The organism is Dyadobacter sp. CY261, from assembly GCF_021440085.1.
Taxonomy (GTDB): Bacteria; Bacteroidota; Bacteroidia; order Cytophagales; family Spirosomataceae; genus Dyadobacter.
The window spans coordinates 238377-253072 of record NZ_JAKCPW010000008.1; the positions used below are offsets into that span (position 1 = coordinate 238377).

General features: G+C 48.1%; 8 protein-coding genes. 2 read left to right on the forward strand and 6 right to left on the reverse strand.

The window, feature by feature from the left end:
• Positions 1-149: 149 nt before the first annotated feature.
• From LZD49_RS22435 to LZD49_RS22455, 5 genes are all read right to left on the reverse strand, one after another.
• Positions 150-3701, reverse strand: a complete 3552-nt coding sequence (locus LZD49_RS22435; RefSeq protein WP_234669908.1) for a VCBS repeat-containing protein — start codon at positions 3699-3701, stop codon at positions 150-152.
• Between the two features lie 474 nt (positions 3702-4175).
• Positions 4176-5327: a carboxypeptidase-like regulatory domain-containing protein gene (locus LZD49_RS22440; protein WP_234669909.1), complete on the reverse strand. Its 1152-nt coding sequence runs from the start codon at positions 5325-5327 to the stop codon at positions 4176-4178.
• 97 nt (positions 5328-5424) lie between these two features.
• On the reverse strand, positions 5425-5901 hold the full coding sequence (locus tag LZD49_RS22445) for a hypothetical protein (RefSeq protein WP_234669910.1): 477 nt from the start codon (positions 5899-5901) through the stop codon (positions 5425-5427).
• A gap of 21 nt (positions 5902-5922) precedes the next feature.
• The gene (locus LZD49_RS22450) at positions 5923-7341 is read right to left on the reverse strand and encodes a SusD/RagB family nutrient-binding outer membrane lipoprotein (protein ID WP_234669911.1); all 1419 of its coding nucleotides are present in this window, start codon (positions 7339-7341) and stop codon (positions 5923-5925) included.
• A 6-nt stretch (positions 7342-7347) separates the two neighbouring features.
• On the reverse strand, positions 7348-10467 hold the full coding sequence (locus LZD49_RS22455; protein ID WP_234669912.1) for a SusC/RagA family TonB-linked outer membrane protein: 3120 nt from the start codon (positions 10465-10467) through the stop codon (positions 7348-7350).
• A 220-nt stretch (positions 10468-10687) separates the two neighbouring features.
• Between LZD49_RS22455 and LZD49_RS22460 the strand changes: the two genes are divergently transcribed.
• Both LZD49_RS22460 and LZD49_RS22465 read left to right on the forward strand, forming a co-directional pair.
• Entirely contained in the window at positions 10688-11056 is a 369-nt protein-coding gene (locus tag LZD49_RS22460; RefSeq protein WP_234669913.1) for a BlaI/MecI/CopY family transcriptional regulator, read from the forward strand.
• Positions 11057-11088: 32 nt separating this feature from the next.
• Positions 11089-12840, forward strand: a complete 1752-nt coding sequence (locus tag LZD49_RS22465; RefSeq protein WP_234669914.1) for a M56 family metallopeptidase — start codon at positions 11089-11091, stop codon at positions 12838-12840.
• A 56-nt stretch (positions 12841-12896) separates the two neighbouring features.
• Here the strand turns inward: LZD49_RS22465 and LZD49_RS22470 are convergent, their stop codons facing one another.
• Positions 12897-14660 (reverse strand): phospho-sugar mutase, encoded by a 1764-nt coding sequence (locus LZD49_RS22470; protein WP_234669915.1) that lies wholly within the window; start codon positions 14658-14660, stop codon positions 12897-12899.
• Positions 14661-14696 lie beyond the last annotated feature (36 nt).

Consider the following 14696-nt stretch of genomic DNA (forward strand, 5'->3'; position numbering starts at 1 on the left):
AATCATATAATAAACTTTAATATTGATATTTATAAAACAGGCCAATAGAGCCGAAAATTAAAATATTACTATTTTATAAATAACTTGACATGCCGATCCAGAGGGCAAATACACCCCATGAAACCGTCTTACCGATTTATATAAAAAAGCTATTTTACTTCACGTCTAGCCCCTTTCGAATCTGTAATAGTTGCCGAGGAAACATAATCCGGCAGAAAAAGCGTGTGGCTGGATTGAGAAAGAAATGATGATCCGTAGCCGGGTTCTACTTTCCTCCATTTTCCGTTCCTCAAATGCAGCATAACCGACGTCTCCCCATTTGCCAGCTCAACCTTCGTCATTGGCTTACCTGACTGGTGAAACCGCATCACATCGCGATTTTGGGAGGTCACCGAAATCCATCCCCCTTTTGCAGAAGCCAGCTGCACGAGCCCTTTCATGTTACCATTCACCATATAACCGCTCTCAGCAATACTCAACGGACGAAACCCACCTTTGCCATCGCCTTTGAGCACCAGCCCGTACATAGCGTCATACCGTCCTACCGATACTTCCGAGCCGTAGTCATTCCCCGACAGCATTACGTCGAGGCTGCCATCCTGATCGAAATCACCGGCCATCATACCAAAAAGCGGGGCAAACTGAGCCTGCAATGGTAATTCACGAATGGCAAACTTATTCCCACCCAGATTCTCGATGTAGCTGCTTTTCATCCAGGTAGCCGATAAATGCAGTGCACCTTTCAGCTCTTCCGGTTTCAGAATATCGTTCAATGCCGATTCCGCAAACTTCCCGTATTCCTGAAAACGCTGGCGTACCTGAATGACCTGTTTGCCCATGTCATCGCGGGTATTGTATGGAAACTCCTTATAAGTGTCGTCCTTCGCCTTATAGAATACGGTCGGGATCGCATCGAAATAGCCATCGTTATTAAAATCCTTTGCATATACGTTTACCGGCCTGCTTTCAGATGCCCGACTCAGCGAGTTCATGCCGAGGTTTCCGCCAACATAATCCATATCGCCATCATTATCGAAATCACCTGCTACCAGGCTCCCCCACCAGCCTGTCTTTGTTTCCAGGCCTGTTACAACTTTCTTGAACTTACCTTTCTCATTTTTTAGAAATGTCAACGGCATCCATTCGCCTGCCAGAAGGAGGTCGGTCCAGCCATCGTTGTCATAATCGGTCCAGAGCGCATCACAGACCAAGCCTATGCCCGTCAGGTAGGGTGCTACGGCAGAGGTCACGTTGGAGAAGCGCACGGCTCCGTTACCTGAATCATTTCGGAGAATATGGCTGGAAACCGGTTTGGGGTATTTACCCGACTCCACTCTTCCTCCTACAAACAGATCGAGATCTCCATCGCGGTCAAAATCAACGGCTTTCACACAGGAACCATTCACCAGAAAAGCGGGTAAAGCGGCCGTATCGAGTTTAAACCTGCCTTTTCCGTTGTTGAGGTACAATGCATTTTTCAATGCGTCCGAGCCATCCTGGATTTCATAACTTCCGCTGACAATATACAGGTCGAGATCTTTGTCCAGGTCCGCATCAAAAAGCAACACACCCATGTCCTCGGAAGCCTTTTCAAGCCCCTCGGGGCCCGGTAACAGATCAGCGACATTAAATTTACCATCGGGTTGCTGCAACAAAAAACGTCCTTTATGCTGAAAAGCACCTCCTACAAAGACATCTTCCAGCCCATCGCCATTTACATCGCCCGCTGCCAGCGCGGGGCCGTACTGCGACATTTTGTGGGGCAAGAGCTTCTGGACGTTAAAATCGATGATATCCATTTCCTCATGCCGGTAAGGCACATTCAATTGCGCAGTAATGTCACTAAAAAGCTGAGGAGACGACCCGACAACCACATCGGGCACAAGCGCAGCATTGCGTTCATTCACTACGAGAACCTGGTTCACTTTTACATCTTTCAAAATCTGGCCTTTACCGCCCGGCCACGTAATTTTAACCTCTTGTATAGTCGACTCTTTCCCCAGACCAAAATGGACAAATGGCTCCACGGTCGACAAATAACCGCGATATGGTGAGTTTTCCGCGATCTGCTTTTTGCCATTAGCATAAGTAATTTCAGCAATAGCCCCTACACCTGCCCGATTATAACGTTCACCTCTAAACGCGACGCGTAAATAGTTGCTCCCGTGAGGCTTTATCTGGATGCTGTTATTACGGTATACCATCGCCGAATCATTGATCCTGTTGACTATGTAATCCAGATCGCCATCATTATCGAGGTCTGCATAAGCGGCCCCATTCGAGAAGCCGGGTGTTTCGATCCCCCATTCCGAGGTGACATCAGTGAACGTCAGATCACCTTTGTTTTTAAATACAAAATTTCTGAGCCTCACACTCGGAATGTAATCGAGCATCATCATGGGCGCTACAATGCTCGATACTTCATTGCGGTAAGCGACAAAATCGAGATCGGTAATGTCCCTCGGAAAGCCATTGGTAATGATAACGTCCCGAAAACCGTCATTGTCAAAATCAGTAACCATCGGCGTCCAGCTCCAGTCCGTCTCCGCAATACCGCTCAGCAAGCCAATTTCACTGAATACAGGTGATTTTGTATTCCTGTCGGGCCTACCCAAATTCAGTTGGAATGTATTTCTGGCAACCTGATACTGGTAACCAAAAAGTTCGTTGTTCTGATAAGTCACATAGCTGTTGGCGGGCGTCATCATTTTTTTGCGGCGGTTGGTCGCGGGCATCATGTCCACGGCGACAATGTCTACAAGACCGTCGTTATTGAGGTCGGCCACGTCGTTCCCCATCGCGGAATGCGATGTATGCTTGAAACTGCCTGGCGCCTGATCGGTGAAAGTACCGTTGCCATTATTGATGTAAAGGAGGTCGTTGGTCAGATAATCGTTGGTAATGTAAACGTCTTTCCAGCCATCCTGGTTAACATCCGTCACATTGATACCCAGGCTGTAACCTTCAATGAGAATGCCGGCTTCTTTGGATACATTCGTAAATACCGGGTGATTCAGTTTCGCGTCCCAGTCGTTCCGGTAAAGCCGGTCGGTTCGCCGGGAGGAGCCATCGACGATCTTTTTGTGATACTTGTTCGGAAAATTGTTGTCATCCATTTCATTGACAATGAGGAACAGATCAAGATCCCCGTCATTGTCATAATCAAAAAAGGCTGCGTTAGTCGTGTGTGTCGTATCTGCAATACCATATTCCTTGCCCATTTCCTTAAATACCGGCACTTTGTTCTTGTCAAGTCCCTGGTTAACATAAAGCAGATTTTCACGTTCGCGTGCTACCTCGCGCACGGACGCGCATACATATATATCCAGCAAATCATCATTATTGATATCTACAAGCGCCACCCCGGTCGACCATTTTCCCTGCGGAGCGACACCGGCCCTGGCTGTCACGTCCTCGAAACTAAAATCTCCTTTGTTCAAATACAGCTTGTTCGGGACCATGTTTCCCGTGAAGTAGACATCGGGAAGGCTGTCGTTGTTAAAATCACCCAATGCCACGCCGCCGCCATTGTACACATATTCAAAAGCCAGGATGTTCATCGTATCATTTTCGGTGATGCGGTTCGAAAATTGAATACCCGTTTCACCGGACGGCAGTTCGGTAAAAGTTTTGAGTTCTTTTTTACAGGAGATAAGCAGGATAATACCCACCAAAACCACAAGTAGGCGCGTAACGAACATTAGTCAGGTGCAATAATGACAGAATCAGGATATAACGAACTCAGAAAAGGAGACGGCAACATGTACCATCCCCCTTATAAATTAGTTAGGTTTAAATACGGTTATCACCCTCCGCTCTGCGGTAAAACTGTAAAATCAGCAAAATAGAAACGGAGAAAACGGGAACGATCCCGGCAGGATTCCTTGTAGATTTCTTTCATATCATTTTGTTAGGTCGATCAAATATCAGTGGCATAATTTATAATTATTTTATCACATAATTAAACTTTAAAAAGTAAAGATTTTATTTATTGACAGAATAGTACCATAAATTGACCAAATAGCGTTACCAACTACGCATATAAGTTACTTGCATTGCTGCATCCAAACCCCACTCTAATTGTCAAAAAATGCCGAATCTGCACGATATTGGCTTCGGAACGATGACTGTAAGTCACCACGCAATACATTATACGCAAGTGCGCCGGAAGATCGTCACTGATCGCGCTTCCAGTCGGAAGGAAGAAGGTTGGAGAATCGGTCGTTGCCCAGGTCACCGGCGATCTCAAAGCCCATAGGCATTACCACCCAGCCCTGCGGGGTGGTCACCATATAGCCTTGCGGAAAGGTAATCTGGGTGTAAGCATAGGGCATATCCGAATAAGGCGATCGGCCCTTTCTATTCATATTAAAAACTTCCAGTTGCGTCAGCGAAACAACCAGTCGCTCTGTGGGCAATTCACCCGGGCGGACCAGGCGCATGCCACGCACGGCTTCAATGCGATTATGAAGATGGTTTGCAATTGAATTGTAGCCATTCACACTCCTCACAGATTTAAAGATCCTAAGCGAATCGGGAATCACCTGGTACACCTTGAAGCCCTGCTCCTGTAAACTGTCGGCCACCATGCTCGTCAACAAATGTTTTAACGAGCCTTTGTACGCCTCTTTCTGATTCGCGCGCCATTGTTTCCGTTGTGCTTCATCCTTCGGTTCGAGGAGTTCAAAACGGGTCGCACCACCATAATATACTTTTCCGTTGAAATAATCGAAATCGTCCAGATCCTGGTGAATGCGGTAGCCCAATGCGTAATTTTCAATGATCAGCGGCTTGACAGTCTGCGCGCCGAGGTGGCCATCGTCATCTTCGGATATCCTAAGCGCTTCGGGATTCGTGATTTTGCAAAGTTTGCTGAATTTACTTCTTCCCAGAAGCTCCCGGGTGATGATCCTTAAATGCTTTTCCCGCTTCTTATTTCTTTTAGCGACAATGGTTACACCTTTCAGTTCCTGGCCTTCCCTTAATTTGAAGACCACGGTTCTGGTGCCGGGCTGCTCAAAGCGAAGCGTTTGTTTCACCGTTTCATAGCCAAGAAACGACACCACCAGTTCGAGGTTCCCGATAGCCAGATTGGGCAGGCGGTAGTTACCATTCTCGTCAGAGTTGGTGCCTATCGTTGTATTATTGATAAAAACATTTGCAAATGGCAGCGGTTTGCCGGTTTTCTCGTCGGTAACTTTTCCTGTAAGCGTAACAGTAGCGGCTTGTTGAGCGCTTACGCCCGTCCAAATGAGAACGCTCAGACTTATTGTCAAAAAATAGCGGACAAGGGATATGCAGTTCGAAACCGGGCGCATTGGCAACATTCAATAGCTTTAAACCTCAAAGATAAACGAGGAGTTTGTAAACTTTGAACCTGTACTACAAATACCCGACCAACGTTGCATATCCCTTTCATTTTCACTACGGTTTCGTTTTTAATGTGGCGCTTTTCTGAGACGATGCGAACGAGTTCTCTGCCACGACTTCCGCAAAAATTGTTAAGGTCACATTTTTACCCTTCGGCGCAGTGATGGGTACTTTTATGACGTAGTTGCGAAGCTCGGGGTCATATTTTTGAGCGCCCGCAGGCACCGTCGCGAGAAGCGTTTGCGAGCCTGAGGAAGTCGCTGCCGAATAAACTTTAAATTCTTTTACAGCCACCTCGGACGTGTATTCAATATTGACGTTGACCGCACTTAGTGAATCCACTGTGGTAGTAGTTTGCAAGACTCCGGCGGCATTATAGACCTTCGAATCCCCGAGCCATACCACGGCTATTTGTGCAACTTTCCCATTGCTAACAAGAAGTTCCTCGAACAGATCCGGCTCGTTGTAGCAGCCCGTGAGCAGAAATATGCCGACCAGGCAGGCGATGATATTTTTAAAAGCGATTTTCATATGTCTCAATTTGATAATGAATCATTTGTTGATCAGCCACATCGTCACTTCAGGATCTTTCTGATTGGCCAAGACGGTCTTCGAATTACGTGTAATCTCGGAATCCGGGTATTTCATACGCTGAATGCGTTTACCTTGCAAATCGGGATTCACATTGGTGGGCATCGGAAAGTCAAGGTAATTATATTTACGGATGTCCGTCCAAACGTCGCCGATCAAAAGCATTGATTTGAATTTCTCGGTGATTATGTGCTTCGCCGTCAGTTTTGAAGCGCCTACATTGACCTTTGCGTCTTTCAGGAATACGTCTATCTCAGCATCGGCAACGCCTACTTTCCTCATATTGGCAGTAATCATTGCCTGGTAAGCCGCATATCCCTCCGCCGAAGTGCCTGTGCCGCCCTTTTGCATTAGTCGGGCTTCGGCCTCAATACCTTTCAGCTCGGAATAGGTCATCATCACGAGGGGCGAATCGATATTTGAATGCCAGGCTTTATTATTCAAATCCACCGTTGAACCGCTTCCTGAACCGGGAACAACTCCGGAGTAGGCGGTCTGATTATTTTTCAGACCGATCACTTTGGATAGTCTCGGATCGGCAACTCCCTGTGTAGTGCCATTCATAAGATCTACGATTGTATTCGTGAATGTTACCGACAAGTTCCCCGTTGTATTCGGGATCGCCACCTTGCTATACCAGGGGCTCAGGTTTTTGGAGTTGTATTGTAATTGGAAATCATCCTCATTACCCTTCATTCCTTTTTGAAGAGCGGCAATAGTACTTTCTGCGATCTGCTGGGGGTTCTTCAACGAGCCATGCCACAGGTAGCGGGCACGTAGCGAATAGGCCAGCCGTGTCCATTTGCCCAGATCGCCCTGGTAAATAAGATCATCAGCTCCCGGTTTAGCCCCCGAAGTTCCGGCGAGCGCTGTAACGGCTTCGTCTAGCAGTTTGGCGATGGTTGCGTATATCTGCTCCTGTGTATCATAAGCGGGCGAGAAATTCTTCTGATCTGCCTGAGAGTACGGCACATTTTCCCAATTGACGGTCGCCAGACCGAGGTTGTAGGCCGTCAGCACCTTGGCGATACCCACATAAGCCGGTGCGCCTTCGTCTTGCCCTTTTCCGATAATAGCATTCAATTGCGGCAAAGCATACAGGTAGAGATTCGACCAGCCCAGTGTATTATCGGTCTCGGCGTAAGTATCGATTCCGTTGGCACCGAGCGCACTGCCCAGCTGCTGTGCATATTGGCAAGCCACATATGCCTGTTGAAAACTGGCCTCCGCCGTATAGAATTGCGCGGTTGGCAGCAATTCCTGCATCGTCGCATCGCCTTTTAGAGTTTCATCGGTATTGACGTCCAGGAACTTGTCGCAGGCCGTCAACAACAAGGCGAGCAATGGCATTAGTTTAAATATATGTCTGATATTTTTCATGTTTTCCTAAAAATTAACATTGACACCTAACTGAAAGCTGCGTGTGGCCGGATTGTTCCTTCCTACAAAGCCAATGATATTAGTACCAGATCCAAAAGTCAGCGCCTCGGGATCATAGCCGCGGAAAGGCGTGTTCAGGAACAAATTGGTCCCTGTAAAATTGAAACGCACACCACCTTTGAACACACTCTTGGCCAATGCCGCTTTGGGGATCGCGTAGGAAAGGCCCACCGTCCGCAAACGGAACCATGAACCGTCCTGGATATTGAATTGTGCGGAATTACCCATGTAACGCGCCGTGGAAGGATTGTAAAACGAGTCATCGAGAATGACTGGCTTGGTATTTGGCACATACGTCACCGAACCATCCGCTCCTTTTTGCTCCACAACCCCCTTAAAAATAACCTGCTCATAACGCCTTTCCGTGATCTTGATCGATCCCGACCGGAATGCATTGCGTTCCCCCAGGTCGACCACATCGCCACCCTGCCGCCATTCGAGCAGGAACGAAAGGCCGATTCCACGATAATTGAAGCTGTTGGTCAAACCAGCAGTCCAATCGGGCAATGCATTGCCCCATGGCATGGTTACCTGGCTCGTCAGCGGGAGGCCGTTGGACTGGATCAGCAGCTGGCCGTCCGGCGCGCGCAGGTAGTCGAGGCCCCATAATTCGCCCAGTTTACTACCCTTCCGCACTTTTAATACGCCACGGCTACCATTGTCGAAATAGGCGATCTCTTCGAGCTCATCCGGCATTTCGATCACCTTGCCGGACATTTTCGTGAAATTCAGAGACATGTCCCAGGTGAACCGCGCCGTTTGAACCGGCTTGAAAGTAGCGAGCAACTCAATGCCTTTGTTGCGGATCAGGCCGATATTGGTATAATAAAATGAATACCCCGAAACATTGGACACCGGCGCGCGGACGATCTGGTCCTTACTGTCCATGGTGAAATAGGTAGCATCCAACATGAGCCGGTTGCTGAAAAACCGCAGTTCGGTCCCGAATTCGATGGAAGTCGTGCGTTCGGGTTTGAGGTTGTCTGCGGCGGTGGTAGAGCGCCTGATGTAGCCTGGCACCGTGTTTCCAAACGGGAAGTTATCGGCCAGCTCATAATACACGCCAATCACATACGGGTCGGTGCCCTTGCCCACCTGGGCCCAGGAGGCCCGAAGTTTTCCATATGAGAGGATGTTGTTCTTAGGAAGGTTTTCGGTGAAAATGTAGCCTGCGCTGAACGATGGATAGAAAAACGAATTGTTAGCCTTGGGCAAGGTCGAAACAATGTCGTTCCGGCCCGTCGCATTCAAGTAGAGAATATCCTTGTAACTCAGTTTCGCATCGGCAAAAAAGCTTACAATGCGGTATTGCAGCGGCGAGTAAAACCGTTTTTGCTGGTTTCGGTAACTACTGATCGCATCGGTAAATGGCGCTTTCCAGCCTTCACCGCGTTCATAGTAGCTGTCGGGCCGCTTGCTGCCGACCAGTGAGTTGCCGACCATGAGCGAGCCATTCCAGTTCTCGTTCAACTGCTTCGAAGCGGTCACATACAGGTTGGAGTTGATTTCGCGATAATTGATATTCTCTTGAATGAGAAAGCCTTTCACTGCCGTTCCAACATCAAAAGTGCTATCCACTTGTCGCTTTCGACGCTCATTGAAAGCATCCATCGTGATCTGGTATTTGGCAGTCAGCCAATCGGTGATGTTGTAGTTTAATGTCAGATCGGCAATGTACCGGTTCACGGCATCGATCCGCGGACTCTTTTTCACGAGATAAACCGGGTTGTCGGTAAATCCGGGCAGCAGATTTTTGTAGGAACCATCCGGATTCAGGTAGTCGTTGACGTCGTAGGTATTCGGCCAGTAGGACAATGCGCTGAAAACCGATTTATCCCCTGCTGGCGGGCGTTTCCCACCCGAACGAATGTAGTTGAAAGACCCCGAGGCCGACAAACGTTTTGTAAAGTTGTAAGTGCCCGCAATCTTGCCGGAAGTCCTTTCGAAATAAGTGGCAGGTACGATCCCCTGCTGATAACTATGCCCGGCCGAAACGTAGATATTACCTTTTTCGCTCCCCTTGGTGAGTGATATATTGTTGTTCGTACGAAAGCCCGTCTGATAAAACCCGCGGAAGTTATCATAAATACGATCGGTGGTGTTGCCAATGATCGACGGACCAAACGACTGGTAGGGCGTCCGCTGGCGCACTTCGGTGGGTGAGATAAACTCCCCGAACCGGCCCTGGATAAACCGCGTCTGGATATCGGGTGACTTTCCAAGCACATCCACCCCGCCCGACAGTGAAACCGACACATTCAATTTTCCGGATTTGCCTCTTTTGGTCGTAATGATAATGGCACCATTTGAAGCCCGAAGCCCGTAAAGTGCCGTAGCAGCAGGTCCTTTCAGAACTGAAATACTTTCGATATCGTCCGGATTGATGTCGGCTGCGCGATTGGTATTTGCGAATTGCTCGGCGGCCCCAGGCGAGGCCGTACCCGCGCTGGGCAAAGGGTTTCCAGCCGTGGTGGCATTACTGATGATGATGCCGTCTATCACGAACAACGGCTGGTTGTCGGCACTGCCACTGAGTGAGGTGATGCCCCTCAGGATGATATTCACCCCTGCACCCGGAGCACCGCCCGAGCCGGTAATCACCGCACCGGCGATCTTGCCCTGCAGTGCCCCTACCATATTCGGATTACCCGATTCCCTGATCTCATCCGATCGGATCGATTGCACCGAATACCCGATCGCCCGCTTTTCCTGTGTCTGACCGAGCGCGGTTACGACCACCTCGTCGAGCATCGACACATCGGACTCCAACTGTACATTAAGCTTGGAGCGTTGACTGCCGAGTAGCAACTCATACTTTTTGAACCCGATAAAACTAAAAATCAGCGTCTTCCCCGGCGCTACCTGAATGGAATACTCTCCTTTCTCATCGGTCAAAGTTCCCTGGGAAGTCCCTTTGATACTTACGCTCACGCCCGGGATCTCTATGCCATCCTTGTCTGTAACCTTTCCCGTTACAGATCCGTTTTGTGCCCGCGCGGCATTCAAGCAAATCGCCAAAGCCAGGCATAGCAACACGAAGTTGTTGTGAAGTAATCTTTTCATCATGAATTAGTCAGGTGTCGTTATATGATACATGTAATTTACAATTGATTCTTTAAAAAGTATCAATAAAATCACCCATAAGACAACAAAAGGTAACATATGGATTAACCATCGGTGCGTTCATGGCCCAATCCATCCATATTTTGTCCTTCCTAAACCAGAAAAAATATTATTACTAGAAAAATAGTTTGTTAACTATAAAAATAGTTTTCATATTTGCTGTATGGAACTTGAAAAGTTGACCAACAAGGAAGAAGAAGTCATGCAGGTGCTATGGAAGCTAGGCGCTGCATTTGTGAAGGACATGCTTCCGCTTTTTACCGAGCCAAGGCTGCATTACAATACGCTTTCCACCATGATCCGGAACCTGGAAGAAAAGGGCTACGTAGCGCACCGGCAGTTCGGGAATACCTATGAATATTTTCCGGTCGTGACCCAGGAGGATTATCAGAATCATTTTGTACTGAACAAAGTCGTTGGCGGGTACTTCAATGACTCGTACAAAGACCTGGTGGCCTATTTTGCAAAACAGGAAAAGGTTACTCCGGATGATTTGAGAGACATTATCCGGATGATTGAAGAAGGAGAGTAAAGTATTGATGTATCCATTAATCCACCGATTTTATGCTGATCCCTTACCTTATGAAAGTCAGCCTGGTACTGGCTGTCCTCACGCTCGCGTACCGCTGGCTGATCCAGTTTGAAACATTCTCGAAATTGAACCGTGTTTTGCTATGGCTGAATGTCGTGGTGTCCTGGACATTACCGCTTGTTTCACTGCCCGATTGGGGGCCGGTCGAAGTCCAAAGCGGGTTTCATCATAGCCTTCCAAAAGTCGTTGGAAAAATACCGATCCTGGCGGAGCCCTTAGCGGTTATGCAATCCGAAACTTTCAAAGCACCAGCTTCTGTCACGCATTCCTCCATGTCAATAACCGATTGGCTATTGATTATTTACCTGACTGGCGTGGTTGTTCTGGCTGTTTATTTTATTTTCCAGATTGGCCGCCTGTTCCTGCTCGTGGCGAAAGGCCGCCGAGAGCACTGGGATCACGAAATAACTGTTGTTTGCGTGCGGGGCAGCACACCTTATTCATTTTTCAAATGGATCATACTCGATCCGGAAAAGCATTCAGGATCGGAACGGGACAATATCCTGGCACATGAAGCCGAACACGCCAGGCAATGCCACAGCGCCGACCTGCTAGTAGCAGAAATGCAGCGAATTTGTTTGTGGTTTAATCCATTCTCATGGATTCATCAGAAGCTGGTGCAAGAAAACCTCGAATACCTCGCCGACCGGGCCGTGCTGGACAATGGCTTTGAAAAGAAACAATACCAATACAACCTGCTCAATACGGCCCTGCGTACACGCGAACTGCCATTGACAAACTCTTTTGCACAGTCGCTACTCAAAAAACGCATTAAAATGATGAACCGGAAACCTTCACATTATCTGGTTTGGGGGAAATATGTGGTTGTGCTTGCATTGATTTATATTTCATCGGCATTTGTGGCACCCTACCGCGAACAGATTGTCGAGTTGGCACCGGCAGAGATCAAGCCGCTCGTGCAGCCCCTCATCGGGGAAGTGATCGTTACCACTCCGACAACGAAATACTCGACGGAGGATCAGCTGGAAATGAAAGCGAAACCAGATAAGAAGCAAATAGTTGCGCCCGCCGATACCATTCAGGAGACACCCGAATCCCAGCCAAAAGTGAAAGGGGTATTGATTGTTAATCAAACTTTGTATTGGGCGATCACGCCACTTACTACCTGGGAAGAAATCAATGAAATTAAGGCTGCTATACAGAAATTCGGGCAGGATTTCCAAATCAATAAGATACAGTTCGATCCTTTGCAGCAATATATCACGTCAATATCGGTAAGGATCAACACGAAAAATGGATCCGGTTCAGGCGAGGAACATGGTTCTAACGAATTTGAGCCTATGAAGGGCTATTCAGGCTACGTCGCGAAGCAGGGACATGGAATGGGAGCGCTTCCGCCCGACGCGCTCAGTAAAGAAATGGAGCAAGACTATCAGAAAGCACTTGCCATAGCCAAGGAAAATGAGGTTGCTTATTTCGAGTACAAGCTTGCGCGAGGCTTTGGCCCACATAGCTCAACCACGTTTCCCAGGAAGCTTCTGGAAGGCCCCTCGGCTGAACAATTTTTCAGCAAAAACGGGATCGGAAAATCTTCCGGGAGTACCTTGCGCATTTCAGAATATCATAAGAATGCAACGCTCTATCTGAACACGAACACCGCCACATTCTCCGAACTCAATGAAGTCCCTTTTTCAAAAGTTGAAAAGGTAAGTTTGCTGGAAGACAATGCCAGGCGAAAGTATATCATCGTTTATGCCCGTTAATGCAAGAAGGCAGCTCTGCTGGGCTGCCTTCTTCATTTTGACCGATTGAGAAAACTTTATTTCAAGTTCAACTCCTCGCCAATGGCCTTCACTTTATCTTTCAATGAAGCGTAGACGCTATCGAAATCCTCGTTCTTTTCCAGCGCCGCGCGCACGCCCACGTAAAACTTGATCTTCGGCTCAGTACCGGATGGGCGGCAGGTGAATTTCGTGCCGTCTTCGGTGAAAAACTGCAACACGTTTGATGACTCGATTCCCATTTCGCCCGAAGGAATGGATGCGGTCGCGTTAGTTTTGAAATCGGTTGTGGTTAATGCCTTGTAATCGTCCATTCTCACCACTGGTGATCCCTGGATGGTTTTTGGCGGGTTAGTGCGGAAGTCAGCCATCATTTGCTGAATTTCGTCAGCACCGGATTTACCCTTTTTGGTCAGTGAAATCAGCCCTTCATAATAGAAACCGAACTGTTTGTAGATCTCCATCAGCATATCGAAAAGGCTCAGACCTTTATCTTTCGCATAGGCCGTCAGTTCGGCGATCATTGCGCAGGAAGCGATCGCATCCTTGTCGCGCACCGCGTCACCGATCAGGTAGCCGTAGCTTTCTTCACCGCCGCCGATAAACTGCTCCTGTCCCTCTTTCTCGCGAATCACTTGTGCGATGTATTTGAAGCCGGTGAGCGTATTATAGCATTTCACATCGTAGGCCGCCGCCATTTTGTCAATCAGGTCGGTAGTAACGATGGTTTTGCACACGAACTGTGTGCCGGTAAGTTTGCCTGCGTCCTTCCATGCATTCAGAAGATAGTAAATAAGAACACTGGCTGTCTGGTTACCATTCAGAAGTTGAATTTCACCGTGGTGGTTTTTCACCGCGATACCCACGCGGTCCGAATCAGGATCGGTACCCATTACCAGGTCCGCATCGATTTCCTTCGCCTTTTCAACGGCTTTGGACATCGCTTCGCTTTCTTCCGGGTTTGGATAAACGACCGTCGGGAACTGGCCATTGCCCTTTGGCTCAGCTTGCTCTTCGATCACGGTTACCGCCTCGAAACCCATTTTCGCCAGCAACTGCGGCACGAGGGTCACCCCTGTTCCGTGCAATGGCGTATAAACGATTTTCAAATCCTTCTGACGCTCCAATGCACCTTTTGAGATCGAAAGCGATAAAATGTGGTCAATATATTTATCATCTACATCCGCACCGATTTTGGTAATTTTCGAGCTATCGCCGTCAAATTTCACCTGGTCGATGGAGGTAATGGCATTTACTTCGTTGATAATGTTCGTATCGTGCGGCGCCACTACCTGCGAACCGTCGTCCCAGTAAGCCTTGTAGCCGTTATATTCTTTCGGGTTGTGCGAAGCAGTTACCACCACTCCACTTTTGCATCCCAGCAAACGGATCGCAAATGAAAGCTCCGGCGTAGGGCGCAGCGCTTCGAAAAGGTATACCGAAATGCCGTTAGCGGAGAAAATATCGGCAATGATCTTCGCGAACTCATCCGATTTGATACGGCTGTCATATGCTACGGCCACGCTCTTTTCCTCGTTCGGGAATGCCTGGTTGAGGTAATTTGCCAATCCCTGTGTTGCGGTACCCACAGTGTAGCGGTTCATGCGGTTGGAACCGATGCCAATAAGCCCTCTCAATCCGCCTGTTCCGAATTCGAGGTCTTTATAAAAAGCATCTGTCAGTTCAGTATCGTTGCCTTCATCAATCAGTTGTTGAATGGATTGTTTTGTATCGATATCGTAATCACCGTTGAGCCAGCTGCTCACCTTGGTCATCACATTCGGTTCCAATTTTGCAGTCATAATTAAGTTAAATAGAATTTATTAAGAGAATTTAAA

Coding starts and splice junctions, on each gene's coding strand:
- LZD49_RS22435 (WP_234669908.1), bottom strand. CDS start 3,701: ATGTTCGTTACGCGCCTACTTGTGGTTTTGGTGGGTATTATCCTGCTT.
- LZD49_RS22440 (WP_234669909.1), bottom strand. CDS start 5,327: ATGTTGCCAATGCGCCCGGTTTCGAACTGCATATCCCTTGTCCGCTAT.
- LZD49_RS22445 (WP_234669910.1), bottom strand. CDS start 5,901: ATGAAAATCGCTTTTAAAAATATCATCGCCTGCCTGGTCGGCATATTT.
- LZD49_RS22450 (WP_234669911.1), bottom strand. CDS start 7,341: ATGAAAAATATCAGACATATATTTAAACTAATGCCATTGCTCGCCTTG.
- LZD49_RS22455 (WP_234669912.1), bottom strand. CDS start 10,467: ATGATGAAAAGATTACTTCACAACAACTTCGTGTTGCTATGCCTGGCT.
- LZD49_RS22460 (WP_234669913.1), top strand. CDS start 10,688: ATGGAACTTGAAAAGTTGACCAACAAGGAAGAAGAAGTCATGCAGGTG.
- LZD49_RS22465 (WP_234669914.1), top strand. CDS start 11,089: ATGCTGATCCCTTACCTTATGAAAGTCAGCCTGGTACTGGCTGTCCTC.
- LZD49_RS22470 (WP_234669915.1), bottom strand. CDS start 14,660: ATGACTGCAAAATTGGAACCGAATGTGATGACCAAGGTGAGCAGCTGG.